Annotated in this window: 15 protein-coding genes; 3 read left to right on the forward strand and 12 right to left on the reverse strand. The window is 34.9% G+C overall.

Going from position 1 to position 14,593, the window contains the following annotated elements; translation table 11 throughout:
• Nucleotides 1-2 precede the first annotated feature (2 nt).
• From HCN53_RS10610 to HCN53_RS10620, 3 genes are read right to left on the reverse strand one after another with little or no spacing between them, the layout of a single operon-like run.
• Nucleotides 3-1,154, reverse strand: coding sequence for an efflux RND transporter periplasmic adaptor subunit (locus HCN53_RS10610; RefSeq protein WP_167342928.1), 1,152 nt, complete (start codon nucleotides 1,152-1,154; stop codon nucleotides 3-5).
• 28 nt (nucleotides 1,155-1,182) lie between these two features.
• Nucleotides 1,183-2,538, reverse strand: a complete 1,356-nt coding sequence (locus tag HCN53_RS10615) for a TolC family protein (protein WP_060523307.1) — start codon at nucleotides 2,536-2,538, stop codon at nucleotides 1,183-1,185.
• On the reverse strand, nucleotides 2,539-3,156 hold the full coding sequence (locus HCN53_RS10620; RefSeq protein WP_167342929.1) for a TetR/AcrR family transcriptional regulator: 618 nt from the start codon (nucleotides 3,154-3,156) through the stop codon (nucleotides 2,539-2,541).
• A 138-nt stretch (nucleotides 3,157-3,294) separates the two neighbouring features.
• Between HCN53_RS10620 and HCN53_RS10625 the strand changes: the two genes are divergently transcribed.
• A complete protein-coding gene (locus HCN53_RS10625; protein WP_167342930.1) occupies nucleotides 3,295-4,278 on the forward strand; it encodes a polyprenyl synthetase family protein in 984 nt (327 codons plus the stop codon).
• Here HCN53_RS10625 and HCN53_RS10630 read toward each other — a convergent pair.
• From HCN53_RS10630 to HCN53_RS10645, 4 genes are all read right to left on the reverse strand, one after another.
• On the reverse strand, nucleotides 4,275-5,903 hold the full coding sequence (locus HCN53_RS10630; RefSeq protein WP_167342931.1) for an ATP-dependent DNA ligase: 1,629 nt from the start codon (nucleotides 5,901-5,903) through the stop codon (nucleotides 4,275-4,277). The genes HCN53_RS10625 and HCN53_RS10630 overlap by 4 nt on opposite strands.
• A complete protein-coding gene (locus HCN53_RS10635) occupies nucleotides 5,900-6,934 on the reverse strand; it encodes a ligase-associated DNA damage response exonuclease (protein ID WP_105018175.1) in 1,035 nt (344 codons plus the stop codon). Before HCN53_RS10635 ends, HCN53_RS10630 begins: the two co-directional genes overlap by 4 nt.
• A 36-nt stretch (nucleotides 6,935-6,970) precedes the next feature.
• Entirely contained in the window at nucleotides 6,971-7,513 is a 543-nt protein-coding gene (locus HCN53_RS10640; RefSeq protein WP_167342932.1) for a hypothetical protein, read from the reverse strand.
• A 79-nt stretch (nucleotides 7,514-7,592) separates the two neighbouring features.
• Nucleotides 7,593-8,648 (reverse strand): hypothetical protein, encoded by a 1,056-nt coding sequence (locus tag HCN53_RS10645; protein ID WP_042276233.1) that lies wholly within the window; start codon nucleotides 8,646-8,648, stop codon nucleotides 7,593-7,595.
• Between the two features lie 288 nt (nucleotides 8,649-8,936).
• Between HCN53_RS10645 and HCN53_RS10650 the strand changes: the two genes are divergently transcribed.
• Nucleotides 8,937-9,890, forward strand: a complete 954-nt coding sequence (locus HCN53_RS10650) for an NAD-dependent epimerase/dehydratase family protein (RefSeq protein ID WP_167342933.1) — start codon at nucleotides 8,937-8,939, stop codon at nucleotides 9,888-9,890.
• A gap of 40 nt (nucleotides 9,891-9,930) precedes the next feature.
• A complete protein-coding gene (locus tag HCN53_RS10655) occupies nucleotides 9,931-10,359 on the forward strand; it encodes a TerB family tellurite resistance protein (protein ID WP_167342934.1) in 429 nt (142 codons plus the stop codon).
• A gap of 1 nt (nucleotide 10,360) precedes the next feature.
• Here HCN53_RS10655 and HCN53_RS10660 read toward each other — a convergent pair whose 3' ends face one another.
• From HCN53_RS10660 to fbp, 5 genes are read right to left on the reverse strand one after another with little or no spacing between them, the layout of a single operon-like run.
• Complete coding sequence (locus HCN53_RS10660; RefSeq protein ID WP_167342935.1) at nucleotides 10,361-11,848, reverse strand: response regulator; 1,488 nt, start codon at nucleotides 11,846-11,848, stop codon at nucleotides 10,361-10,363.
• Nucleotides 11,845-12,327: a Rab family GTPase gene (locus tag HCN53_RS10665; protein WP_042276225.1), complete on the reverse strand. Its 483-nt coding sequence runs from the start codon at nucleotides 12,325-12,327 to the stop codon at nucleotides 11,845-11,847. The genes HCN53_RS10660 and HCN53_RS10665 overlap by 4 nt, the downstream gene beginning before the upstream one ends.
• A gap of 1 nt (nucleotide 12,328) precedes the next feature.
• Complete coding sequence (locus tag HCN53_RS10670; protein WP_085775610.1) at nucleotides 12,329-13,153, reverse strand: cell envelope biogenesis protein OmpA; 825 nt, start codon at nucleotides 13,151-13,153, stop codon at nucleotides 12,329-12,331.
• 11 nt (nucleotides 13,154-13,164) lie between these two features.
• Nucleotides 13,165-13,518, reverse strand: coding sequence for a hypothetical protein (locus tag HCN53_RS10675; protein ID WP_042276221.1), 354 nt, complete (start codon nucleotides 13,516-13,518; stop codon nucleotides 13,165-13,167).
• A gap of 43 nt (nucleotides 13,519-13,561) precedes the next feature.
• Nucleotides 13,562-14,569 carry a class 1 fructose-bisphosphatase gene (gene fbp / locus HCN53_RS10680; RefSeq protein WP_085775611.1) on the reverse strand — a complete coding sequence of 336 codons (1,008 nt, stop codon included), beginning with the start codon at nucleotides 14,567-14,569 and terminating at the stop codon, nucleotides 13,562-13,564.
• Nucleotides 14,570-14,593 lie beyond the last annotated feature (24 nt).

The following is a 14,593-nucleotide window of genomic DNA, read 5'->3' on the forward strand; positions in this document are numbered from 1 at the left end:
ACTTATGAGTTTATAATATTAATTTCTTGATCTGGTTTTACACTACGAGCACCTTCAGTGATGATTTCATCACCAGGTTCAAGACCGCTTAGGATCTCGATATAATCACCAGAAGCTTTTCCTGTTGTTACCTCACGTCTTTTTGCAATTAATCCGTTTTCGCCTTGAGCGGTAACCATCACATATTGATCACCATCTTGATTCTCGTTTATTACATTAAGAGGAACTAAAATCGCATTTTTAGAGGTGTAATCATTTATACGCAGTTTTGCTGTAAGATTAGGTTTGATGTTACCAGATTTATTGTCAACAGGAACCTCTATAGAAAATGAGCGATTTGACGGGTTAATATAGTTACTTGTTTGTCTAATTTTACTCTTAACGGTCTCACCTAAAACCGGGAATTCAACTATAACATCAGTATTTTTATTAATTGCGGTTAAGTAAGTTTCTGGAACGTCTACTTTAAGATACATGTCCTTAAGACTTACTAATCGGAATAGAGGCATACCTGGACTCACTACATTTCCTTGTTCTGTAATGACGTCGTCAATAGTTCCTGAAAAAGGTGCTGTAACCACTGTTTTGGCAAGTTGTTGTTGCATTGCGTTTATTGAGCGCTCTTGAGCTTCATAATTAGCTTTTGATTGCAGATATTGAATCTCTGAACCTATGTTTTGTTCCCAAAGGCGTTTTTGACGCTCATAGGTAGTTTTAGCCAATTGAGCTTGTACCTTTATTTGTTCTAGATTTTGAGCGGCACCACCATCGTCAATTCTAGCTAGTCGTTGACCTTTTGACACTCGCTGTCCTTCTTTTACATAAACTTGGGTAAGTAATCCAGCTGTCTCAGGCATTACAGTGATATTCTGTTTAGTATCTACACTACCTTGCAGTTCTACATAATGATTAAATAGGGTGTCTTTTAACACCATAGTACTTACTTGTGCTTTAATTGCCTCGCCCTTACTCTTTTTTTCATAGGCTTCAATTTTAGCAATCGTTTTTTCTATAGTCTCTTTTTGTTTTTTTAATTCAGATTTTTTTGTTGCAAGAGCTTGTTTGTCTCCTGCAGCAATTAATTCTTCAGCGGTTTTTTCTCCACCACAAGAAATCAGAAATAAAGCAACTGCTATGGTTAAAATATGTTTCATGATAGGATAATTATTAGGATGGGTGTTTTTATTTAAATTTAGGTGTATTAAGTAGTGTTTCAATGTTTACTTTTTCTTGAATAACACGGTACATGCTATTAAGATATTCTGACTGAGTACTGTACAACTGTGTTTGTGCTTGTCTTAATTCAAAGCTAGTAGCAATACCTTCTTTGAACTTCACCGAGTTTTTGTTCTCTATACGCTCAGCAAGGGATAAATTATCTTTTGTTGTTTGATATGTGTCAATTGCTAGTTGATAGTTGTTTACTGCTGTTTGATAATTGAGGTTTAATTCCTGCTCAGTTCGTTCAAGATCGGTAAGTGCTTGTTCCCACGCAATTTTTGTTCTGTCTTGAGCAGCTTTACGACCAAAGGAACTGAAAATAGGGACTTGAATGCTTACTCCAGCCACACTCTGTTGAAACCAAGGCTGATCACTATTAAAGAACACGAATTCATCATCAAAAGTTTGAGTACCGTAGTTAACAAATCCTGAAACGGTAGGAAGTGATTTTGCTCGTTCTAGTTTCCATTCCAATCGACGCTGTTCAGAAAAATTTAATGCAATTTGATAATCGACGTTTTCTTCTAGAGTTAGGGAAGATTGCGTGATACTAGGATCTAAGTGTTGTTTTGTTAAGGATTCTAGGTCATCGGTCAGGCTTATTTGTTCAGATAAATCAATCCCTAAAGACAATTTAAGCATGTCCATCGCAATATCTGCTTGACGTCTAGCATTTGCTAGCTGATTCTCAATTTGTGCCAGTGTGATTTGTAGTTGTTCAACACTTTCTTCCTCGGTAAGGCCATTTTTAAAAATCTCTTGCGTTTCTTTTAAGTTACTATCTAGATTGTCTCTATTACGAGTTAGGATAGCAACGTTTTCTTGTGCCAGTAAAACACCACCATAGGCGTTTATAATACCTTTACGTACCTCTAGTTTAGTCTTGTTGTCTGCATTTTTTGAGTAATCCAAAAATGTTTTAGAAGCCTCGAGCGCCACAAGGTAACTTCCATCAAATATTAATTGTGATAAAGTGGCAGTTAAGTTCATAGATTGTTTTGGCGCAAACACAACAGGTACAAAAGTTCCTGGCTGTCCACCTACAACCTCACCAGGTAATGGAGTTACAGGTTGTTTTAATTGATTGGTATAATCAACTGATCCGTTAATTTGTGGTAGTCCCGTAGCTGTGGTTTCCCATTTTTGCTTCAATGCTTTGGCAACCTCTCGTTGTGCATTAATTGCTTGGTAATTGTTTTCTAAACCATAGTCTATCGCTTCTTGTAGACTGAAGGTGTCTGGAACGGTTTGTTGTGAGTACGCTTTCGCGAAAGCGAGACCCATAAAAGCCATTATATATAGAACAGATTTATTCATTTAATCGTGATTAGAATTTATGATTTGGTTTAATATTTGTCTTCCTTTAGGAGTTAGGATTCCTCGTAAGTGGTATTCTAGATAATCGTCATATAAATCATTTACCGGAAATTCGTTTGTTGGAAATATGGAAATGTCTTTTATCCCTTGCATTCCAATAAAATAGATGCGAGCGATGAAATCAGGATTTACATTATTTCTATACACTCCTAGTTTGATACCGTTATTCACATTTTTTTTAATACAAGAATCCATGTAGTGAAATTTGATGTCGTGTACCGGTTTGTAAGCCTCGGGATAGTATCGCTGTAATTGATGAATTGAGCTAGTTTGATCTCCTTTCATTTCTTCCATTACAAAACGTTTTACAGCATACAGCTCCTCGATAGGTTTGTCTTCATATTGCTCTATAATATGATCCACACCATCACAAATAGTATTACACATATGAAGTGATGCGTGAGCTACAAGTTCTTGTTTGTTTTTAAAATGGGTATAAAGAGTTTTTTTACTCATACCCAATTTTGCTGCGATGTCATCCATAGTTACACTCTTAAAACCTAGTGTAAGGAACATCTCTAGCGATTTTTTAATAATTTGATCTTTCAATTGCGACATTTTCCTGCTTCTGTTTCAGCGTGCAAATATATTCATAGGAAACTTTGAAAACAAAAATAGTTTCCTAAGTTTTACATTTGTTTAACATGTAGGAAACATTTTTATCGACTACTTACCGGTCTGTCTTATTTTTACAGCATGAAATCACTAGAACAGTTAAGAGAAGTTTTTCTAAAACATTTAAAATCAACCATAAATCATAACGAGCCTAAAGGATTGTACGATCCTGTTCACTACATTCTAGATTTAGGAGGAAAGCGATTAAGACCATTGCTCACCTTATTAAGTGCACAAATGTATGGTGAGAGTATTGATAAGGCTCTTAATGCGGCACTGGCTGTTGAGGTGTTTCATAATTTTACCTTGTTACACGATGATATAATGGATCAGGCAGATTTAAGACGTGGTAATCCTACTGTTCATAAAAAATGGGATGAAAACACAGGTATTTTAAGTGGTGATGCCATGTTAATTATAGCTTATCAACTATTTGATGAGTACGATGCAGGTACTTTTAAGCAACTCACTACATTATTCTCTCAAACCGCACTAGAGGTTTGTGAAGGTCAACAATTTGATGTGGATTTTGAGAGTAGGGATGATGTTACGATTGCCGAATACATGAACATGATTAAGTTAAAAACATCAGTTCTAGTAGGATGTGCGTTACAAATGGGAGCTATTATCGCTGGCAAAAATGAAGAGGAACAACAAAAGGTTTACAACTATGGAATAAACCTAGGATTAGCTTTTCAATTAATGGATGATTATCTAGACGCATTTGGTGATCCAGCAACTTTTGGGAAAGAAGTTGGTGGTGATATACGTGAGAATAAAAAGACGTATCTATACTTAAAAAGTATAGAGAACCTAGAGCATACTCACGATTTAAAAACATGGTTTGCTGTTAATCATCTAGACATGACCATGGATGAGATCGATGATAAAAAAGAACAAGTTAAGGTTCATTTTGAAAAAAGTGGTGGAGCGCAAGCCACTCTAGAGGCTATAAAATCTTACACTGAAAAGGCTTTACAAGATATTAAAGGTCTTGATATTCCAGAACAAGCAAAAGAGGAACTCACCAATTTCAGTCTAAAACTTATGGGTAGAGTAAGTTAAATCAAATCTCCTTCTTTTGGGATAAGAGCTTTGAGGTCTTCGATCGTGTTTGCTTGGTCAATGGTTTTGTCATGTCGCCATCGTAAAATCCTAGGAAACCTTGTAGCTACACCCGATTTATGTCTTTTACTAGGAGCGATTCCTTCAAAAGCAATTTCAAAAACATGATGCGGCGTTACACTGCGCACTGGACCAAATCGTTCTAATGTGTTTTTCTTAATCCAAGCGTCTACCTTTCTAAACTCGGCATCCGTAAGGCCAGAGTAGGCCTTGGCAAAAGTGACTAATTCACCATTATCCCAAAGAGCAAAGGTGTAGTCTGTAAACAGGTTTGCACGCCTACCATGTCCTCGCATCGCATATGTGAGAACAGCGTCAATACTATAAGGGTCAGTTTTCCATTTCCACCAATCACCTTTTTTTCGGCCTACTTGATAAGGACTTTTTTTATGTTTAATCATAAGACCTTCACTTTTTCGCTTTCGCGAAAGCGCACGCTCTTCACCCATTTCATCCCAAGTTGAAAAGCTCATAGTTTCAGAAAGTAATAAAGGAAAATCAGAATCAGGTTCCTGTATACTAGCCTTTGTTCTAGTGTCTAAAACAAGTTGGTCTAAAAGGGCGCGACGTTCCTCAAATGGAAGATTTCTAATGTCTTTACCTTGCCATTCTAGTAGGTCATAGGCAACTATGACAACGGGAACATCTTGTAACAATTTTTTACCTATAGTTTTACGTCCAATCCTTGTTTGCAGGTCGTTAAAGTTTAGTATTTCTCCATTTTTATAAGGTAAAATCTCACCATCGATAACTGTCCCGTTGGGAATGTATTTTAGGAAGGATTGAAATTCGGGATATTTATCCGTCACTAATTCTTCACCTCGTGACCAAATAAAAATTTCGTTGCTACGTAAAATGGTTTGGGATCTTATTCCATCCCATTTATGCTCGGCACTCCATTGGGAAACATCTCCTAGGTCCTCAATATTACCTTCAATTGCATAAGCTAGATAGAAAGGATAAGGTTTTCCTCTTCTAGCTACTTCATTGTCCTCAAAAATCAATTCATTGTAGGTGGTATTTTCTCCTGTCCAACTGCCCATTAATTTATGAGCAAGAATATCCTTGTCAATATTTGTGGCATTTGAAAGAGCTCTTGTCATCAATTTTTGTGAGACTCCGATTCTAAAACCACCGGTCATTATCTTGTTAAAAACAAATCGTTCATAATAATTAAGGCCTAGCCAGTTTTCTTTTAAATAAGCTTTTTTTTCATCATCGGTTTTTTTTCTCAATTCGATTAGTTCTTCGATTACAGTAGATAAGCTTTTGTCAGTGCTATTGTTTGAACTAGGTAAAATGAGGGCGATGGTTTCGGCTAGGTCACCTACGATGTGGTAGGACTCTTCAAATAACCAGCTAGGGATACCGCTTATTTCTGTAGCCCATTCTCTTAACTGAGTTGTGTTTACCGGTCTTTTAGGTCTTCTGTGAGAAAGAATAGCAATAGTCCATAGTTTATCTTGCTCTGGAGCATTTTTAAAATATTTGGTGAGCGCTTGAACTTTAAGATTAGTCTTATTAGTTCCGTCTATGGTTCTTATGAGTTCGGCAAACTGTTTCATGTGTTACTCGTATTAGTGGATAAATCCTCTTGTTCATTAAGGTTTTCTCCTTCATACTGAGTGCGTTCTGAAATTGCGTTCAACCCTTTTTCTTCTCTTAAGTATCTAGCAAAAATCTCTTGATAACCGTGCGTTGTTATTACATTTTCACACCTAGTAGCTTCAATAGAGGATAGCAATCCATCCCAATCACAATGATCAGAAAGTACAAAACCTTTATCTATAGCTCTTCTTCTTCTCGCTCCTCTGAATGTCATCCATCCACTAGCACTTGCAGTTGCATACGGGACTAATTTTCTCATCCATGATGACCCATGAGCACTAGGTGGAGCAATGACAATATTTCCTATAAGTTCCTCTTTTTTTGTTTCTCTGGTAATTAGATTGAAATCAGGAAAGTTGATTAACTCTTTAAGAACTTCTGTCATTTTGAAAACAGCACCATGACAATAAATTTTCATTTGAGAAGTGTCTAGATGCTTAATGAGTCTTTGAGCTTTGCCTAAAGAATAAGCAAATAGAACTGATGTTTTACCTTCTTCGTTATTTTGAGAACACCAAATATTGATGTCATGCATAACATCTTTTTGATCACGCCATTTAAATGCTGGTAATCCAAAGGTGCATTCCGTTATAAAAGTGTTGCAACGAATGGGCTCATATGGCACGGAAATACCATCATTTTCTGTTTTATAATCACCAGTAAAAACCCATACTTCGCCTTTGTGTTCAACTCTTATTTGGGATGAGCCAGGAATATGGCCAGCAGGATGAAAGGAAAAGGTAACACCATTTATATTAAATGACTCGTCGTAATTAACACCACTTGCATTAATTTCTCCCAAGCGATGTTTGATAATCGGTAAGTTATCTAAATGAGTAATATACTTTTTATTTCCCCATCTTGAATGATCTGCATGACCATGTGTGATTAAAGCCTTGTCAACAGGTTTCCATGGGTCAAGATACACATTTGCCGCAGAGCAATATATGCCGCGTTCTGTAAATTTTAATAAAGGTTCCCTGCTCATGTTATTTTCATTTAAAGCCGGGCTGGTAGATGTTATTTATCCTGTTAGATTATTGTCAAGTGAATCTGTTCCCGGTTGTTTTGCTTGATTTATGATTTTCAAGTCTTCTAGCGTTTCTTGTTTTATTTTATCATAAATGTTTATTTTTTCATTTATGATTATGGTTAACATATCCCATGATTCAATTAGGTCAGCGTGTTTTTTAACTAGAATATTATCATCCACGTTGGAATAGTTTATATAACTATTGTAAATACCTGCACGAGTAATAACTAGTTTAATTCTGCTAACTACTTCCTGACTGTTTAACTCTTCTGGTATATCTTTTGAAAGATCTTGGGCTGCATCATATAAATTTTGAGCTGCTACAGGTGTATGGTCTAAATTTTCTAATAGATTTTTAAATCTTTCATAATTAGACCAAGCGATAACTTCTTGTTGTGCTTTACCAATAAGTTGCATTTTACTTTGCGCAAAAGTCAAAGCGTTAGGGTCTGTTTTGGTAACTGCGACTGCTTGTTCTTCCTTTTTACAAGAAAATAGAACAAAAAATATTAGTAGTATAGGAAAGCCTTTCATTATTACAAAGATGCTAATATTGCTAGAATAAAAAAACCGCACAATAAAGTGCGGTTTTACATTGCTTCCCACTAATTAATTAGTCATTCATTTCTTCATTATACTCTTCACGAGCTTCTTTCAACCTTTGTGACATAGGTTCATCAGTGTCGTTCAATTCCTCTAAGTATTCTTCTATAGCATCTCTACGATTCTCGTCATACTTTTTACGAGCTTTCAACATTTCTTTGTTTAAGTCATAAAGAGCCTCATCGATTTCTTCTAAATTTTCAAGATTTTCATCTAAAGTAGCTGTGGCTTTTTCATCTTGATATTCTTTCATTTCTTTTTGAACATCTTCTACAGCATCCATAACATCATCTACTTTTAAGTACTCTGGCATGTTGTTAAGCATAGAATTAAAATCCGTAACTAGTGTTTGAGCATAAGTAATTTTTTGGTCCTCTTGTGCATTCATCATATTCATACGGTCCGTTTTCACAGTCTCGTAATCATTAAAGTCTACAATTGTTATTATACCTTCATCATCATAGTTTACATTACTTACAAAGTCTGCATAGTTTGCAAGCTCTTCATCCTCATAACCGTCAAATCTCAATCTGGCATCTACAATTTCATCATTTAAATCCTCTACAGCTTCTTGAATATCCTCGATGTGATCTTTAATTGTACTTTCTTTTGTTGATTCATCCTCAAGATCTGCAACTAATTTTTTCATTGCTTTCTCGACGTCATCAACTTCCTTCATGATAACATTAGTTTTCAAGTAAGCTGGCATTTCTTCTACAAAGGTTTGAAATGCTTGATATGCATTTTCACTATTCATTTCATCACGTACATTAGGTGATGTTGATAGGTTTTTTACCTGATTTTGTAGTTCTCCATAGGCTGTAAAATTTGAAATATTCACGCTCCCATCGTCCATAACTTGGACATTTGTTTTCATGTCTTGGGCCATGCTTTCTGCCTCATTCTCTGTATAGCTTACGTATTCTCTTGATACATCTCCTATATCATTGTAAGCTTGTTGCATTTCATTACCAGCATCTTCTACTAGTTCTTCCGTGTTTTTCTTTTCATTATTACAAGCAACCATGGCAGCAGCTACTATTAAACTTATTCCAATCTTTTTCATAATATTATTTTTTGTTTGAAATAAAAGTACAGTCTCATCTCAATTATTTTATATAATGAAATAATAATGCATTTCGGTTTTTAATTAAATTGTGTTAATAGTTAACATAGTTTGTATTTCTGTTTGGTTATTATTAGATGTTTTGTTAAAAAATAGAGCTTTTTCTACTTCGCTTTCGCGAAAGCGGAATTAATTCTTACATAAGATTGATAATTTCTTATTTATTTACCTATTCGTTAAGTAATCTGATAAGCTGGTGCAATTATATTTGCGCAAACGTTATAATTCATGGCAACAAAGATTTTAGTAATAGGAGCCTGTGGTCAAATAGGTAGTGAGTTAACGGCAAAACTACGTGAACTGCACGGTGGTGAAGCGGTAATAGCAAGCGATATAAGAGAAGGAGATAAAGAAATGATGGAGGCAGGTCCTTTTGAAGTTCTTGATGCTACCGATGCTGATGCAGTAGAGGATATTTGTGCACATTATGAAGTAACAGATGTCTATTTAATGGCCGCAATGTTAAGTGCAACTGCCGAAAAATATCCTTCTAAAGCCTGGAATCTAAATATGGATAGTTTATTTAATGTCCTAGATCTAGGTAAAGAAGGTAAAATAGAGAAAATCTTTTGGCCTAGTAGTATAGCTGTTTTTGGACCTACTACACCAAAGGACAATACACCGCAAAAAACAGTAATGGAACCTAGTACTGTATATGGTATAAGTAAACAAACTGGGGAACGCTGGTGCGAATACTATCACAACAAATATGGTGTAGATGTTAGATCCATACGTTACCCAGGATTAATATCCTGGAAGACAATGCCTGGTGGAGGAACTACTGACTATGCCATTGAAATTTTTCATGATGCCATCAACAAAGGAGAATATACGTGTTTTTTAAAAGAAGACACTGCACTACCTATGATGTATATGGATGATGCTATCAAAGCGACAGTTGATATAATGCATGTGCCTAATGATAAAATTAAGGACCGTTCAAGCTACAATTTGAGTGCAATGAGTTTTACTCCACAACAAATTGCTCAAGAAATTAAGAAACATATTTCAGAATTTGAAATAGCGTACGAACCTGATTTCAGGCAATCCATTGCTGATAGCTGGCCAGCATCAATAAATGATAAAGAGGCGCGTGAAGATTGGGGCTGGGAACACCGTTTTGATTTAGAAAATATGGTTAAGGAAATGATAGCTCATCTTCCTAAAAAATCTTATTTCTAGAGTTTAAGATATAAGTATATTTGTAGCCTAAATTTAATCTATGTCATTTTCAAGTTTATTTGAATCAGGAGAATCTACTAGAAATAAAAGCCATTTAGCTTCATTAGTAAATATTGCAATTACAAACGGTGTAATCTCTGATGAGGAATTAGTTATACTGGGACGTATTAAAACTAAATTGAGTATAGCAGATTCTGATTTTGAGGCTATTATAAAAAATCCATCTAAATACCCAATTAATCCGCCTACTACAAATGAGGAGCGCATTCAATGGTTACACGATCTTTTTAAAGTTGTCTTTGCCGATCATAGTATGGACGAGGATGAGCACAGATTACTAAAAAGATATGCAACAGCCATAGGATACAATGATTCCGATGCTGAATATCTAGTAAAGCGTAGTATCGAAATTTTCTCAGGACATCTAGCACTTGAAGATTATCGATACCTTTTAAATAAAGACAGGTAGTCTAAATAAATTTTTTAATCTTCAAGTTGCTGTAAACGGATTCTAATAATTCGTCGTCAGTATATGGTTTTTGAACCACTTGTTTGAATCCAGATTTCTTAAATTCCGATATTCGCTTTTTGTCAGTTTCTGTCGTAAGAGCGATTACCGGGATTTTTTTATTGTGATCGTTTGCAAACTCTTTAATCATATTAAGGAGTTCAATCGCGTCCACTTGAGATAGACTTGATGACATTAAAATAAGGTCATAGTCCTTGTTTTCAACTGCGTTTAATAAATCTCTAGGATCAGAAAATACTATTGTATTAAAGTTCTTTTCATTCACTAGGACTTTAATAGCTGTGTATTGTGTAATTCCGTTGTCCTCTGCAATAATAATTTTTGCTTTTTCAGAAAACGTGGGCTTTGCTGGAGATTCAGTTGGAGCTGCTTTAGGAATATCAACATTCAAAGGAACTTTCACTCTCAAATTTGCTACTTGTACACTATTGCCTGATTCGTCTTTTTCGATATATAGACTTCCACTGTAAACATCTAGAAGTTCTTTGGCTATTGAGAATCCTAAACCTTTAATCTGAATGTCACTAGAGAGTTCAGGAAGATTATTAGACGCTACCGTTTCTGGAATAACACCTTCTCCAGAAATTTTAAATCGCAGACTTGCTTTACTAGCACGTCGTTGATTTTCTTTAACGGTTAAAACTATGTTTTCTCCATTATTAAAATAGATCGCGTTTTCTATAAGGTTTGTCAATATTTGATCTAACCTACGCTTATCAATTTCAATGTATTCAGGTACTTGAGAACCTATTTTTAAGGAAAATGAAAATCCTAAATTAGATGCTTTGGTTGTGTATTTAAACTTAAAATTCTCAAGATATTCTATAAAATTGATTGTTTCTGGATTGAGCTCAATCTGATTTCTTTTAAGAAAAGACAACTCAATAATATCTTCAAGAATCTTCTTTAAGTTTTCACTTTGTTCATAGATAGCTTCTACAAGCTTATTTTGCTCTAGCGGCAAATCACTTTTCACTAGCATAGATGAGAACGCACTTATTAGTGTAAGCGGTGACTTCATCTCGTGAGAAAAGTTTGAAATAAATTTGTTTTTGAAGGAGGCAGCCTCCTCTAACATATCATTTTTAAGTTCTAGAACTTCATTGAATATGTAAGACTCATTTCTTTTTTGAGCAATTTCTTGTAGTCTAGAATAAAATACGCTGTTATCTACAAGCTGAATCGTTCTATTTGAAGCATTCTTACTGAAGCTTATGTCTAAGAGCTTGTCATGTATTTCAACACAGTTTAGTTTTTTTTCCTCTGATTCAAAGTACAAATCAACCTGTGTAAAAAAAGGATGGAATTGCTCTATGCTACTTCCTTCCTTTAGATTAAAAATAATATCGTTTGATGAAATTACTTGAAAGTTCTCATCAAGGACAATTATTTGAGAATTTTGGGGATTGATGTCTAGGTGCGGTGTCATGTAAGCATCATTTTTGTGATTCTTTCAAACATTCGCTGCACATTATTACCTTCTTTGGCACTTACCAATATATCTAAAAAATCAAATTCATCTTTCTTTTCGGCCATCATACCTTTAGGGATTAGGTCAGACTTATTTCCGACCTTTAAGATAGGGGTTTTTTGATATTTATTTTGAAGAAAGTTTAAATGTTCATCAACTTTACTAAAAGTTTTTGGTCTGCTAATATCTGCTACATATATAAAGCCATGAGTTCCAAGCAGGTATGCAGGTCTCACTTCTTCAATATCATCTGTTCCTTCTGTATCCCAAATGATAAGATTAACATCATTATCGTTTAAATTAAGTTGTTTTTTCATGATATGGACACCTATAGTAACTTTATAGTCCTCAGAAAACTGATCTTCTACAAACCTTCTTATCAGGGATGTTTTACCAACTCCAAAACTTCCTACTATTACAATCTTTTTTGATACCATATTAATTTCCTAATTCAAATTGGGAATATTGCTTTATGAGAAATTGCTGTAATTCTTCTCTTTTTGAAATAAGTTTATTTTTATTAATGTTTTGACTGACCTTTAAATTATGGTCTTCTAATTTATTTTGCAAGTTTTCAGTAAATGTACCGCTTATCGCACTTGCTATGTAGTACTGGTGAAAACTATGTAGATGAATTTCATACAAATCATATTCTATAGACTGTAAATTACGGGTGGATGTTTTAAAAGCATCTTCTACAAATGCTTTAATTGCTGTTAACATGCCACTAATCATATCTTCATCCAGGGTTGCTTTAATTTGATAACTTCCTAATAATATTCCGGAGCCTTTTTCAATTATAAAAACTTGTTCTAATTCTGCCTCGGCAAGATCGCTTATGATAAGTTCTTCTTCCTTGACACCTGTGAACATACTCTTTATTTTTCTTTTAATGGTTTGAACTGAAAATACGTCCTGAGTAGTTTGCTCTATACGCTCAGATAAAATTTTAATTTCTTGTGCGATATATTTTTTTATCATTTGCCCCATAATTGGGTATAGGGCTTCAACTACTTGATCTTTTGATTCGGCGATTTGAGTTTTTAAAGTCTCGGTAATAATTGGTCCTAATTCTTGAGGAATACGTTCGGTAAATTCTAGTAATTCGTCTTGTATTATTGGAGATACCTTTTCTGAAAGTTTAGCACGTTCACGCAAAGTTTCTTCCAGCTTACTGATTTTTACAGAAATGCTCTGTGCATATTCACGTTCGTCAGTAAGTAAGAGAGATTTTAGTAGTTCTAATTTCTCATCGGTATTCATCAAGGAACCTTTTACTGGGCTTTAATTTTCTCCCCAAGTTCTATTAATGAATCTCCAAGCATTTTTCGACTTGTTTTAGCATCATCTAGCTCGTCTAGTCGGTCTTCCATCTTGCTTTCAAGATCAGTAAGACGAATGTTTAGATCAGTTGACAAACTATCAATACTTTTTGATAGCTCTTCTCTAGCATCGTCGATTAAATCTTGAAGTTCCTGCTTTTTTTTCTGAAGATCTTTTTTAAGTAGTTCAAATTCAGAATCATATTGTTGTATGTTTTCTCCAAAAATGAGGTTTTTTATAGCCTCTAATTTTGAATTACTATCAACAACAGCTTCGTTAGGGGTGTTTTTTTCAGGTTGGGCCATCTCAATACATTTTCAAATAGCTAAAATACCATTTTTTATTAAATTATGGTATTCTTTGAATAAACTGCTCAGCCTTTTCAACCATGTTTTTGCTACCGCAAATAAATGGTACCCTTTGATGAAGTTCTTCTGGTTTAAGATCTAAGATTCTTGTGTGGCCATCGCTGGCTTTTCCTCCAGCTTGTTCGGCAATAAATGCCATGGGATTGCACTCATAGAGAAGGCGTAATTTTCCATTACTTGCCTTGCTGCTTTTAGGGTACATATAAATACCGCCTTTTATCATGTTACGATGAATATCACTTACAAGACTTCCTATATATCTACTAGTGTAAGGTCGATCTCCTTCTTCCTTTTGGCAGTATTTTATGTAATCTTTAATCCCTTGTGGAAAATGCACATAATTACCTTCATTGACACTGTAAATTCTTCCATCTTCTGGAAATTGCATGTTAGGGTGTGAAAGGTAATAGGTTCCCAGCGCTGGGTTTAGAGTAAATCCATTTACACCATGACCTGTAGTGTAAACTAGCATTGTAGATGTTCCGTATATAATGTATCCAGCTGCAACTTGTTGATTACCTGGCTGAAGAAAATCTTCCAGTTGTACCGGTGTTCCTGGTGGTGTTACTCTTCTGTAGATGGAAAAGATAGTTCCTACTGACACATTTACGTCGATGTTTGAACTACCATCAAGTGGATCCATAAGTACCACATATTTACTTGCGTGGTTACCATCGTTACCTTCAATAGTTATAAAGTCGTCATTTTCTTCACTTGCGATACCACAAACGATTTGCCTGTTAGTCAATGTCCTTATAAAAGTATCGTTTGCAAAAACATCTAATTTTTGTTGGTCTTCACCTTGGGTATTGATTTCACCTATACTACCAGTAATGTCTACCAGACCAGCCTTGTTAACCTCGTGGTTAACCATCTTTGCTGCTAGTCTTATCGAGTTGATAAGTCTACTTAATTCACCGCTACTATAAGGAAATGCAGCTTGATGTTCTATGATAAATTCTCCTAGGGATTGGTTTTTGGTAGCCATATTTTATATCGTTGCTGCAAATAT

Source organism: Nonlabens sp. SY33080 (assembly GCF_011784885.1).
In the GTDB taxonomy this organism is placed as follows: domain Bacteria; phylum Bacteroidota; class Bacteroidia; order Flavobacteriales; family Flavobacteriaceae; genus Nonlabens; species Nonlabens tegetincola.